A 12,494-nucleotide genomic window follows, 5' to 3' on the forward strand; every position below is an offset into this window, starting at 1 on the left:
CAAGCAAAGGGATTTACTTTTGTCAAGGCAACTGAGCTGTTACAGAACCTTCCTGAATCTGCGTTAGCTCCTGCTTGATTGAAGTTCCGGATCATTTGGAAATGAAGTAAAGCCGGTCGGATGGATGTATGATGCTCACGCTCCAACCATCTGACAGGCTTTTTTACGTTTACTGCAGTTTTTCTTGTAGATTTTAAAGGGCGTGCTTCAATACTGCAGCAAATATTTACATAACATCTTTTCAAAACAGTTGTCGGATACTGATTCATGATATTCCTAGAAGATGAAAAATCAACAGAACATACTGGAGGGTCACATTGGTGTCAACACAAAACCATTTATCTAATCTCGATCCCAGATTGCAGCGAGCGGTTTTGAAAAACAAGCGCTCCGAGGTGGAAGGACTGCACACAACGACTGAGGATAACGATAGCTTTATTCCAGTCATCGCTAAAATAACAGATCTCCTTGCATTTCAAAAAATTCCCGGAGTACGGGACGTTAATGAGATTACCACGACATCAGACCGTTCTGGGCAAATTGTTACAGCACATATTGCCGCTAATACACTGCCCAGCGTCAATCAATCTCCGGTGGTTGTACATCTTCAAGGAGCTCAGCCTTTGAAGCCGTTGCTCAGAGATACGCTTCGAGAAATCAACTTGACTCCTGCTCAAGAACAGATCGGTAATGAAGGCGAGGGTGTGGTTGTCGGTATCGTAGATCATGGCTGTGATATCAGGTATTCCAGCTTTCGGCATCCGGACGAATCGACTCGATTACTCGCCTTAGGAATTCAAGAAGTAATGGCTGATCAGACTACCAGACTTCGAGTATATGATAGCAGACAGATCAATCAAGCGCTGAGTAAGCCGGATCCCTTCAAAGAGCTGAATTATTCCATTGGTCAGAGGGAGCATGGAACTCATGTGACCGATATTGCAGCCGGCAACGGCCGCAACAATAAATCACCGGGAGTAGCGCCTAAGGCGGATATTATCTTTGTCGAACCTGCGTATTGGGATATTCCTAATGGCAACCTAGGGAGCTTTGGAGATTCCAAAAATTTAATTGAAGCAGTAAAATTTATTTTTGACCAAGCGGGGAGTCGTCCCTGCGTAGTGAATATCAGTCTTGGGACGAACGGAGGCCCTCATGACGGTACTACACTGGTAGAGCAAGCGCTGGATGGCTTCGTGACAGAGAAACCTGAACGAGCTGTCGTCATAGCGGCAAGCAACTCCTATTTAGACAACATTCACACATCTGGAGTGGTTCCGAGAAATGGGCATACCGATCTCCTCTGGAATATCCCAGCTACCGATTTTACCTCGAACGAGGTAGAAATTTGGTATGAGGGCTCCGATACCTTTCAGATGGAAGTAATCGACCCGCAAGGAGCAACAATCTGTCGGGTAGGACTTGGAGAGCGTTACTTTGATGGACAGATATTCGCCGTACAGGAAAAAAACGTCTTGAACGGAGATAACGTTGCGATGATCTTCTGTGACGCGGACCGGGGAGCCGTACCTATGGGTACTTGGAAGATACGTATTCACGGTTCCTCCGTCAATAACGGCAAGTTCCACGTATGGATTGAACGAGATAATTTTACTGAAGGGATTCAATCCAGCTTCACCACGAATGCGGATAATAACTATACGATTGGCTCCATTTGCTGTGGACATAAGAGTATCGTGGTCGGATCCTATGATGCGAAAATGCCTAATACACCGATCTCGTCATTCTCCAGTGCAGGGCCTACAAGGGACGGACGGCAAAAGCCGGAGCTTAGCGCTCCAGGAGGAGGAGTTCTCGCTGCGTCTTCGCGTACCGGGAACGGGGTCATCGGCATGTCGGGTACGAGTATGGCCGCTCCGACGGTGACAGGAGTCGTTGCTCTTATGCTGTCGGAGGCAAGAGCGCAGATGCTAACCCTCAACAACGATCAAATTCGATCGATATTGGAGCGAACAGCACGCCATAATCCGCCAAGTCAGTCAGGCTGGGATCGTCGTTATGGTAACGGGAGAGTGGATGCGGAAGCAGCTGTTGCTGCGGTTACAGCTATGGGACAAAGAAGGACATAGCGGTTACTCAGGTGGAACAGGAAGCACTGGTGACACGATAGGAGGGGCAAGTAACTTGATAAGCACAACTCAAAAGCAACCCTTAAAGTTAAATGACAACCCTGTTATTCGAAATATGATTCAGGAATTAAGTAAAGATAATTATACAATGTTTTTAAAACAATTATGAAAAATTTCCTGACGGCTAAAGGATGGGCTAAACGTTAAATGAAATGCCTGAACATTGTCTCTGTTAGCTTAGGGGATACTTTGATTATCCTTTACGCTCATCCTAAAACTAACCCACACCAACTATGAAAGGATGAGGATGGACATGATGGTTGTATTAAAAGAACAGGTTGAACAAATATGTAAAAGGCTTGCTCCGCACGGATGGAGAGATTTACTTATGACACATGGAGTAGATATCACCGCACCAGATTTGCAGGGAGAGTTGAGTAAAGAATTAAAGATTGATCGTACCATAAAAGGTTTTGAAGATTTCTCGATTGAAGGAAATCGGGGTATTGAACAGGGCTACCCAGCTAGAAGCTTGCTTTATCATGCCTTAGCTTCGCCGAATGTCAATCTAGGGCTTAATGGTTTTCCACTGTCTGTTTTTCCAACGTTAGCTGAGCTTGATGTCATCGAGAATTATGTTTACGGCATCAAGCCACCATCCTTATCTGAACTCCGCCAGCGTGCGGGTGGAAATTTAGCCATTGTAGTGTTTTCGACGGAATATCGCCCTTCACCAGAAACGGTTCATCGAAAACATGCTGATGTATGTTTCTCACGCACTGGGGTAGCACGAGTTGGAACGAAGGAGCCACTTTACATTCCCGAAAACCGAGGGTTTCTTCCCTTTGTTGAGGGCGATGATTTTGCATTCCGAGTTCTACCCGCGCGGTACTCAGCTTACTTAGCAGTCCAAAGAAAAGGTGATTCAGGGAGTTTTGGACCAATGAGCATCGCAGAGGTTGCAGAAAAGGATAAAGATCGAATGTTTTGGGTACCTATTCATAAGATTTTTGCCGGTGCGGAATGTTTAAGTGATGATCAAGGTAATCCATTGAAGTTAACTTTAGAGCTTAAGGCGTCTCTTGTTAACGAGAAAATTCGTCGTATACATCAGGTTTTGAATGATAAAGAATATGTCGGTGAAAGAACTTATGATACCGGCTGGAAAGAACCAGATATAAATGAGTCACCGTTTTATTTCACTGAGGGAATAGCTGGATGGTCCGGTAATCCTGATTTTGGATCTCACGTGCTTGTCCCTGATGTACATCCAGCACTTATTGAAAAAGCCAAATACAACAATAAGCTACTGACTTTCATTGTTCCTGAAAGCAGTGATTTAGAGGAAAGGACTATTTCAGGTTTAGATATTCGGCCCTTTTCCTCAAGTTTACAATTTCGTTTCTATAAAGAGCAGCAGAGCCCTGAGGGAACAAAGAAGAATGATATTTTTGGAAGACCATTGCCTGAATATGTACATGTACGCCATGAACTCTTAGATAATGGAAATCAATGGAACCTAAACGATATGACAGTGGAAGAGATGATTAAAAAGGTAAGGAAAGGAGGATACCAGGCCATTCATTATAAAGACTATACAGGGGATGGATGGATAGAAGCAATCTGTCCAGAAATAACGGATATACAATATTACCCTGCCTATTCTATGGTAACAGCCCCAGACTTCTTCCCGAACTGTGACCAGAGAGAGCTAATGGAATGGTACGAGAAGGAAGTGAATGAAACTATAAAAATTTATGTTTGGGAAAACAAAGATGACTTGCCTTACACGCTATCTGATATAAGATACCCTGTAAATATTAAATTAACTAATGAAGGGTCATCAGTTTTTAGTCTAAATGATGACACGATAACGGCAATCGTAACAACATTGTATGAGCAAATACCAGATGAGACAACGTTACGTGTTCCTTTTACATCAAGACATTCCTATTTGCCGGATGCGGCTTCTGGTGTTTTCGCACCGGGTTGGGACGTAAGCTACGATCGCAGCATAGATGGACAAGAATTTATTGCTGGATATGGTTTAGGAAGCCCATTCCCTGAAGATGCCAAGCTGTGTGCTGCCTTGAGTACTTTTTGGCCAGCAGTTGCACCGGATGCCGCAAGAACGTTCGAAACAAGATATCCTACGGTATGCCCGTTAACCGATGAGGAGCTTGGCATTGTGGGGGGATTACCTTGGGATGGTGTCCCAGGTCCAATCTTAGATCAAACCAAAGGTGAAGTTGAATACAATCGCTTATCTCATGCAGACTATGTTGAAAATGCTTTGAACAATAAATTCACTTTGTCACTTACCGGGAAAATAGATGTTACGGAGTATAAGCAAAGGCTTTTAACGATGGCTTATGTTTATAAAGCGTTAGAATTGGCTCCAAGCCCAAACCCTGAAAATAGCTTAAATAGACAAAAAAGTGAATGGAGAGTTTTATCTTTTCAAGTAGTTGCAGGTCATAATGAAGAGCTGAAAAGAGCCCAGTTGCAAACGAGAACTGAATTTGCAGGTAATATCTATCGATTTGATGTGTATAAGTCAGGAGATGCTATTACACAAAGTAATAGTAAAAAGATTCGATTAACAATCAAAGAAAGAGTCATCCTATTTGTAAGTGGGCAGAATATTTTACTTCGTTACGTAACAGGTGAAGATGAAGTGTGGACGTATAAGAATGGAAATGAATGAAAAGTACGATGTCATTGTTATTGGATGTGGACCAGCTGGGGCAGCAACTGCAATCACTTGCGCAAGTAAGGGACTCAAAGTTGCCATGATCGATGGGGAGTCTTTCCCACGACAAAAACCGGGAGAAACGTTACATCCAGGTATTGAGCCTGTATTGCACCATTTAGGTGTTGCACAGATCGTCCACCAAGCAGGTTTTTTACGACATAAGGGACACTGGATTACATGGGAGCAAGATCGTCAATTTGTCCCGTTTGGTGCTGATGAAACAGGCGTTTGGTATGGATACCAGGCACGACGTGCCGAATTTGATTCCATTTTGCTCGAGCGTGCGATGTCTTTGGGCGTAGAAGTTTATCTTCAGCAACGTGCGCTGAGACCGATTATACAAAATAATCGTGTGGTAGGCGTAGTTACTGTAGGAGGTCAATTGATGTCCTCATTTCTAATCGATGGTACAGGCCGTCAGCACTGGTTAGCAAAAAAGTTGCAATTACCAATGGATACGTATTCACCTCAACTTATTGCACGATATGGGTATGTACAAGGAGAATGCCATCTCCATGATGAAGAACCTGCTATTGTTGCCGATCATGAAGGATGGACATGGACAGCAAAGATCGGCGCTGGCATGTACCAGTGGACACGACTATCTTTCAATAATGTTCCACTGAAAAATGGGTGGCTTCCAAAAGAATATCAGGAATTAATCCCAATAGGCAAAACTCTCGGAGCAGATATGACTTGGAGAGCTGTTCGACAACCTGCTGGTCCAGGCTACTATATAGTTGGTGATGCTGCTTCTGTGCTAGATCCTGCCTCATCACACGGTGTCTTAAAAGCAATCATGTCAGGTATGATGGTGGGTCATTTGATTGACAAAGTAAACATGGTTGGTTGTAAAGAGCATCTTGGGACTGAGGAGTATTGTAAATGGATAAGAAAGTGGTTTCAACATGATGTAAAAAAATTAAAGGAGCTCTATGCGCTATTACCGATCAATCGTTCAAAGGGATGGTCAGAAACCGGTACTTTTGTCTAAGGCGACAATAAAGCGCGTGTTTTTTGATGATAAGAAAGAGGTGTACACGATGGGATTAAATGTAAGTTGCTTTATTACTCAGTCCCAAATTACAATACTCAAGCCATAACAATACTTCCCAACATGGGATTTGGTTTTCATGAAATTGATTATCATCACAATGTAAATGCTGATATTGCAGTTGATTATATTCGAAGTGGTCTGTTTAATCCGAATGAAATGAAGATCCTTCCTGTAACTATTTCAGGAGAAAGAAATGATCTGTATGATTTCATTGATGAGTACATGAATAAGCTTTGAATAATGATGATGCTGTCATTTATGCATACGGTACACATTTTCCAGGAAGAGGAAAGGGGATTCATAATGTTCACATGAATCAAGGCAATACCGAATTCTCACGACAAGAAAATGGTACTTACCACGATGGTTGCTTTCTAATACACTTTAAAAATGAAAATAAATGGGTAGCTTACTTTTTAGCCTTTCAAAGCCAATCATGGTGTACAGAAGATAATGGTGAGGCAAGACAAGGAAGTATCGATGAAAATGGACATCCTTTGGGGGCATGCAAGTTCGACACTGTAAAAATAACATTACAAAGTGACGAACCCGTTCCAGTTGTTCAATTCACATTGATGGTGAATATAACCACAAAAGCTATCGTACGAGTGATACGCAAAGGCAATAAAGAACAATATGTTTACTTCAGCAAGCAAGCATTATTAGATGTGGAAAGTTATCTGCAAATTCGAGAATCAAGATACAAACCAGAAAAACTGGAACCCTTTTTGTTTATTGTAGCTCTTGTCGGCCGTAAAGGAAAAACCGGCGCTTAACGCAACGGTCCATTGAAAAACTAATCGAAAAATATGCAGCCGCATTTGGGAAACCAGCTTTAACCGTACATTCACTAAGACATTCTTTCGCAACGCGGTATCACTTAGAGAACAATGATGTACCGAGATAAAAAAATCAATTAGGACATTCATCGATACAAACTACCATGATATATACACATCTAACAGATGAAGAGATGAGGATAGCTGTAGATAACATGGATCGATAAACCCACGTCAGTATGCGGTTTGTCTAATACTATTACACAAAACCCGTATTTCTTTTAGTTTAATTCCAATGATTTTTTGCTGTATAAATATAATATTTTTATATATTGTGACACAATTTATTTAAAAATCGAAAAAACAGGTGAAGATATGGAGGATCCGCTCTCCATCGGCACCATCGGGCTGATCAAAGCCATTGAGAGCTACCGCGCGTACAGAGGCACGAAGCTGGCTACTTTGCTACCCGCTGTATCGAGAACGAAATCCTGATGCATTTAAAAAACAAAAAGGACGTATCCCTGCATGACCCTATAGGGACGGACAAGGAAGGTAATGAGATTACGTTAATCGATATCCTCGGCTCAGAGGCAGATGATGTGATCAAAGAGGAGGATCTGAAGATCGAGAAGAGCAAGATTTACCTCAATCTGGATATTCTGGACGACCGGGAGAAAGAAGTCGTAGTGGGCCGCTTCGGCCTGGACACCGGCAGGGAAGAGCGGACGCAGCGGGAGATTACGAAGGAGCTGGGGATCTCGCGGAGTTATGTACCTGTTAAACCTTATTTCTTTCAAAATAAGTTCACATCATTTTTTTCGCTTTAATCAGGCGAGCGCTCTCCCGTTATATTGGGAAAGCGCTCGCCGTATTAACACGTTTTTCTATTAACTACCGTATTACCAAGGCAGCTCTGTGTCCATATGAAAGAACTTGCCTGTCGGTCCGTCCGAAGGTAACGTGGCAAGCATTACGCTTGTCTTACCGCCATCTTCAAGATCCATATCAGCGTATTTTCCGCCCAGTGGAGTCTTCACCCAACCAGGGTAAGCAGAATTCACTTTAATTGGTGTATCCTTCAGCTCATGTGCAAGATGGGTCGTAAAGGTATTCATTGCCGCTTTCGAGGCATCGTAAGCAAGAAGCTTGACATCATAAATTTGAGCAGCGGGATCGGAATGGAGTGTATTCGATCCAAGCGCACTGGATACATTAACAATTCTTCCGGCTGGCGCTTTGCGAATCAACGGCAGCAGTAGCTGAGTTAATTCAACCATGCTGAAGAAATTGGCATCGAAGGTTTCACGCATAACGACCGGCGAAACGGTACTTGTTTCATTAATGGGTGCAAGATCTTCAATCTCTATCTGTATCCCAGCATTATTAATCAACATATCAAGCTTACCGTACCGCTGTTCAAAAAAATTGTAGGCAACTTGAAGGTCTTCGGCTAGATTGACGTCCAATTTGATATTCTCCGCTTGGATTCCCTCCGAACGAAGTGTATCCACAGCAACCTTCCCTTTCTCCAAATCGCGTGACCCAATAACGACAGTGGCTCCAAGCTTACCTAATTGACGTGCCGTTTCCAATCCAATGCCACGATTTCCTCCAGTTATAAAAGCAACTTTGCCGTCCATGTTTATAGTCATTTTTAAATTCTCCTTTAAGATTTATTTTATACAGTCCTTTGACTTAGCCTTGATGATTTTAGGATTGGCATCATACCTAAAATTAATGCCGCTTTAGATTTAAATCGAGAACGATCGTTCTAATTATGTTAAAAAATTTATCCCAGGACTGCTAAAGTTGTATTAATAATGCTTTCCAGCTTTTCTTTGTCTTCTGTCGTTTTAATCATTACACGCAATCCCACCTAAGCATTATGCAGATAGAGAGAAAGGCTCACAGCATCATAATGTTCGGGAATTTCTCCCGTTTTCTGAACTGAACGCTCACCTGCAAATCATACAACAATTGCTCTGAAGCAAAAAACTGCTCATGAATTTTAACTGCCACTTCTGGATCGAGCAGTGACAGTTCAACGGCCGAATTTACCGTTAAACAGCCCTTGGGTTGATTCTCTTCACAACTGACTATCATTTCAAACAACTGCTGGATAGCCTCTTTGGCAGAATTTGAGCGATGAATGCGATTCGTAATATTTGAATTCAAAGTCAAAGTATATCGGTTCAAGACATCCATAAATAACTGATGCTTGTCTACGAACGTATCATAAAAGCTTCTTCTGTGAATACCCATGCCCTGGACAAGCCCCTGTATGGAGGTTTTTTCGTAGCCTTGACGCCAGAATAAGTCCATTGCCTTGTCTAATACCACGTTGATTTCAAACTCTTTGCTTCTCGCCATGATCATTCTCACGCCCTTTTGCTGCCCCACCTCCTGTCTGCAAATTCATATTATCATATTGAGAACGATAGGTAAAGTATTGTTTTGAATTGAGCTGCAGCCCGCAGCAATGGGGTTTATGTGTACATTACGGATTGCACGGTGAAGAAAATCGTTTCCATTTAATCGACCAATGCAGATGATATTGTTAAGGAAGTCTATCTGAAGATCGAGAAGAGCAAGATTTACCGCAATCTCGACATTCTGGATGACCGGGGGAAGGAAGTTGTAGTGGGCGGTTTGGCTTGGACACCGGCGGGGAAGAGCGGACGCAGGGGGAGATTGCGAAGGAGCTGGGGATCTCGCGGAGTTATGTGTCGCGGATTGAGAAAAGAGCGCTGATGAAGCTGTATCATGAGTTTTATAAGGTGAAGCGGTAAGAAATGAAATGATAATTACAAAGTAGTATTTTAAAATAAAAACGTTAAAAAACGACTTGTCTGCGGTTAAGTTGCTTTTGTTTTTAGGTGAACCCCTGATGAATGCGGATAAGTATATCCAACTGCTATATCTCTACGAAAAAAAGGGATTCACGATGAAGTTGGAATTTGACGAAGCTCCAAAAAGGTTTTGGACATTGTTGGTTCTAGAGAGAGTTCTTTTGCGGTTTTTTTGAATCCAACTAGAGGTTTGGATTTAGAGACCCTGTTTGATTAAACTCCAGATGCGTTCAAACCTGTCCTGGTAGTCTGGTAAATTCCAGGATTCTTTGAAGGACGGGAGGCTAAACACCGCAAACGCGGAGAGAATCGCTTCTGCCCGTTCCAAGTGGGGATCGTGATAGCCCATGAAGCCGTCAATAATTTGGTAGGAATCCCAGAGAACGTCACGTAATACCAGTGGATTGCTGTCAACATATTGCGTATTCAAGGCGAACATTTTGGCATTCTCGTTATAAGCACGTTTTTTTGCGTTAGCAAATGCCCAAAGCCAATTGTGGAGCAATTCCTGTGGATTAGCCATATTAGTCATGTCTATTTTGATTTGTTCTGAAATCATCCGGTTGAACCAGCTCTTCGACACGGCTGCCCAGAGCTCTTGCTTATTTTTAAAGTGTTTATAAAGCGCTGCGTGGGTGATACTTAATTCATCCGCAATTTGTGAGAGGGTCACTTCGGATTTTTCCGTGCGTTCAATTAATGTCTCCGCTGTTTCAATAATGAGCTCTTGTGTGATTTTAGCCACTGTGCTGCCAACCCTTCTTTCTTCAATAAATCCCCAATAATCGTTCATGCTGCTGCCTGTATTTTAGCATATAAAACAGTGTGTAACAATTGTTGACTTTTGTAACCTCTGGCATTATGCTTGTCACAAAAGTTACAAAATCAAATAAATGTTACTTATTATTCAGCACATAGGAGGCTATTAATTATGAAAGCAGCACAGATCACCAAATATTCAAAAAAATTTATAGCAGAAGTCAATGATATTCCAGTCCCGGAAATAAGTGATAACGAAGTCTTGGTCAAGGTGAAAGCAGCGGCGGTTAATCATTTGGAATTGCTCATTGGTACCGGGAGCGTGAAGCTGATCCAGGATTATGAGTTCCCGTTGGTACTGGGTAACGAACTGACAGGTGTCATTGAAAAGGTTGGTAAGAACGTCCAGGGATTTAAAGTTGGCGATGCAATTTACTCACGCCTGCCACTACAAAAAATCGGTGCCTTTGCGGAATACGCGGCGATTCATGCGGATGCCATCGGGCACTTGCCCGCTAATCTCGATTTTGTGACCGGTGCTGCTGCGCCATTAACAGGATTGACTGCTTATCAAGGTTTACATGAAGAATTGGCTGCCAAAGCTGGCGAAAGCGTGTTTATTCCTGGGGGTTCTGGTTCATTTGGTCAAATGGCCATTCCGATCGCCAAAAGCATGGGGCTTGAGGTCATCGTGAGTGGAAATCCGCAAGCGCGTGAACGGACTATAGCGGCTGGAGCAGATCGATACATTGATTACACGACTGAGAACTATTGGGAACAGCTTAGTGATGTTGACTATGTGATTGATACATTGGGAGCAAGCGAGTTTGATCATGAACTTTCCATTATTAAAGCAGGAGGTCGCCTTCTTTCTCTGCGGACAGGTCCTAACAAACGTTTCGCCCAGCATATGGGCTTGCCAGGTTGGAAACAAAAGCTCTTCACCATTGCCGGGGCTAAGTATGATCACAAAGCGAAGAAAAAGAAGATTCAATATCATTTCATTTTTGTTCGCAGTGATGGCGAACAATTAAAGAAAATTACGAAGATTATTGAAGATAACGGGATTGTACCAGCGGTGGACCCGACTGAATTCCACATTGAAGATATTAATGAGGCTCTGAAGCTTGTTGCGACTGGCCATCCTAAAGGAAAAGTCATTATCCGATTTTAAGGGGAGCACCTAATGAAAGCTGCACAAATTTCTAGATATTCCAAAACACTTGAAGTGGAAATCAACTCAGTCGATGTTCCATCAATCACATCAACTCAGGTTCTGATCAAGACTAAGGCAGCCGGTGTTGATCCACACCTTGTCTTGGCGATTACAGGAAAAGTTAAGTTGTTCGATCATTACAACTTTCCATTGACTCTAGGCAACGAGTTGGCTGGAGTTGTGGTTGAAGTCGGTACCAGTGTCCAAAGTTTTAAAACAGGTGATTTCGTATACACTATGCCACCGCTAGATACAATGGGAGCGTTCGCTGAATATGTCGCAGTAGATGCGGCAATTGTGGCTAAGATGCCAGCTAATCATTCCTTTGCAGAAGCAGCGGCCGTACCATTGTCTGCTTTGACGATCATCCAAGCACTAGATATTTTAGGTGCTCAACAAGGCAGTAAATTATTTGTCTCTGGAGGTACGGGGGGCTTTGGACAGATTGCCATCCCTTACGCGAAGTCACAAGGACTGTTTGTGACCGTCAGTGGTAGTGGATCAGCGCGTGATTTGGCTAATCGACTCGGTGCAGATGAGTTTATCGATTATGAAACGCAGGATTATACTCGCATACTGAGAGGCTTTGATTATGTTATTGATACCCGGGGCGCCAGTGAAATTAGTAAACAAATTAAAATATTAAAGCCCGGTGGTAAATTATTGTCGTTAAGCGCTGGTCCCAATGCCCGTTTCGCTAAACGAAGCGCTGACTTGTCAACTCCAAAGAAGCTTCTTTTCAGTTTACTGGGATTGCCTTTTGATGGGCTAGCGAAATGGCATAAGAAGAGTTATGACTTTCTGTACGTACAGCCGAATGGTCAGCAATTAGCAGCTTTCACACAGTATCTTGAAAAAACAAACATTAAGCCGGTGATTGATTCCGAGTACACGTTTGACCAAGTGAATGCCGCGATTGCTAAGATTGCGACAGGGCATAACCAAGGGAAAGTTCTGTTAAAAGTAGAAGATGGAGGTAAATGAAT

At 42.8% G+C, this 12,494-nt stretch carries 9 protein-coding genes and 4 pseudogenes; 10 read left to right on the plus strand and 3 right to left on the minus strand.

Annotated elements, in window-relative coordinates:
- Nucleotides 1-320: 320 nt before the first annotated feature.
- From AC50YG_RS04005 to AC50YG_RS04035, 7 genes and pseudogenes are all read left to right on the plus strand, one after another.
- Entirely contained in the window at nucleotides 321-2,090 is a 1,770-nt protein-coding gene (locus AC50YG_RS04005) for a S8 family peptidase (RefSeq protein WP_494824840.1), read from the plus strand.
- A gap of 313 nt (nucleotides 2,091-2,403) precedes the next feature.
- On the plus strand, nucleotides 2,404-4,797 hold the full coding sequence (locus AC50YG_RS04010; RefSeq protein ID WP_494824841.1) for a hypothetical protein: 2,394 nt from the start codon (nucleotides 2,404-2,406) through the stop codon (nucleotides 4,795-4,797).
- Nucleotides 4,784-5,839 carry an NAD(P)/FAD-dependent oxidoreductase gene (locus AC50YG_RS04015; RefSeq protein WP_494824843.1) on the plus strand — a complete coding sequence of 352 codons (1,056 nt, stop codon included), beginning with the start codon at nucleotides 4,784-4,786 and terminating at the stop codon, nucleotides 5,837-5,839. The genes AC50YG_RS04010 and AC50YG_RS04015 overlap by 14 nt, the downstream gene beginning before the upstream one ends.
- 66 nt (nucleotides 5,840-5,905) lie before the next feature.
- Nucleotides 5,906-6,139 (plus strand): DUF2278 family protein, encoded by a 234-nt coding sequence (locus AC50YG_RS04020; protein ID WP_494824844.1) that lies wholly within the window; start codon nucleotides 5,906-5,908, stop codon nucleotides 6,137-6,139.
- Nucleotides 6,136-6,348: pseudogene (locus AC50YG_RS04025) on the plus strand (DUF2278 family protein); the annotation flags it as partial. The gene AC50YG_RS04020 and the pseudogene AC50YG_RS04025, both read left to right, overlap by 4 nt.
- A gap of 147 nt (nucleotides 6,349-6,495) precedes the next feature.
- Nucleotides 6,496-6,908, plus strand: a pseudogene (locus tag AC50YG_RS04030) (tyrosine-type recombinase/integrase); the annotation flags it as partial.
- Nucleotides 6,909-6,984: 76 nt separating this feature from the next.
- A pseudogene (locus AC50YG_RS04035) lies at nucleotides 6,985-7,511 on the plus strand (sigma-70 family RNA polymerase sigma factor); the annotation flags it as partial.
- A 72-nt stretch (nucleotides 7,512-7,583) separates the two neighbouring features.
- Here the strand turns inward: AC50YG_RS04035 and AC50YG_RS04040 are convergent.
- Together AC50YG_RS04040 and AC50YG_RS04045 are read right to left on the minus strand one after the other, a co-directional pair.
- Entirely contained in the window at nucleotides 7,584-8,336 is a 753-nt protein-coding gene (locus AC50YG_RS04040; protein WP_200931666.1) for an SDR family oxidoreductase, read from the minus strand.
- 253 nt (nucleotides 8,337-8,589) lie between these two features.
- Nucleotides 8,590-9,054, minus strand: coding sequence for a TetR/AcrR family transcriptional regulator (locus AC50YG_RS04045; protein WP_494824846.1), 465 nt, complete (start codon nucleotides 9,052-9,054; stop codon nucleotides 8,590-8,592).
- Between the two features lie 168 nt (nucleotides 9,055-9,222).
- Here AC50YG_RS04045 and AC50YG_RS04050 point away from each other — a divergent pair.
- Nucleotides 9,223-9,473 (plus strand): annotated as a pseudogene (locus AC50YG_RS04050) (sigma factor-like helix-turn-helix DNA-binding protein); the annotation flags it as partial.
- Between the two features lie 256 nt (nucleotides 9,474-9,729).
- On the opposite strand, the gene AC50YG_RS04055 reads toward AC50YG_RS04050, so the two are convergent.
- A complete protein-coding gene (locus AC50YG_RS04055; protein ID WP_494824848.1) occupies nucleotides 9,730-10,326 on the minus strand; it encodes a TetR/AcrR family transcriptional regulator in 597 nt (198 codons plus the stop codon).
- A 138-nt stretch (nucleotides 10,327-10,464) separates the two neighbouring features.
- On the opposite strand from AC50YG_RS04055, the gene AC50YG_RS04060 reads away from it, so the two are divergent.
- Together AC50YG_RS04060 and AC50YG_RS04065 are read left to right on the plus strand one after the other, a co-directional pair.
- A complete protein-coding gene (locus AC50YG_RS04060; protein WP_494824850.1) occupies nucleotides 10,465-11,466 on the plus strand; it encodes an NADP-dependent oxidoreductase in 1,002 nt (333 codons plus the stop codon).
- Between the two features lie 12 nt (nucleotides 11,467-11,478).
- Nucleotides 11,479-12,492, plus strand: a complete 1,014-nt coding sequence (locus AC50YG_RS04065) for an NADP-dependent oxidoreductase (RefSeq protein WP_494824852.1) — start codon at nucleotides 11,479-11,481, stop codon at nucleotides 12,490-12,492.
- Nucleotides 12,493-12,494: the final 2 nt, after the last annotated feature.

It is taken from the genome of Paenibacillus sp. J31R34 (assembly GCF_059383715.1).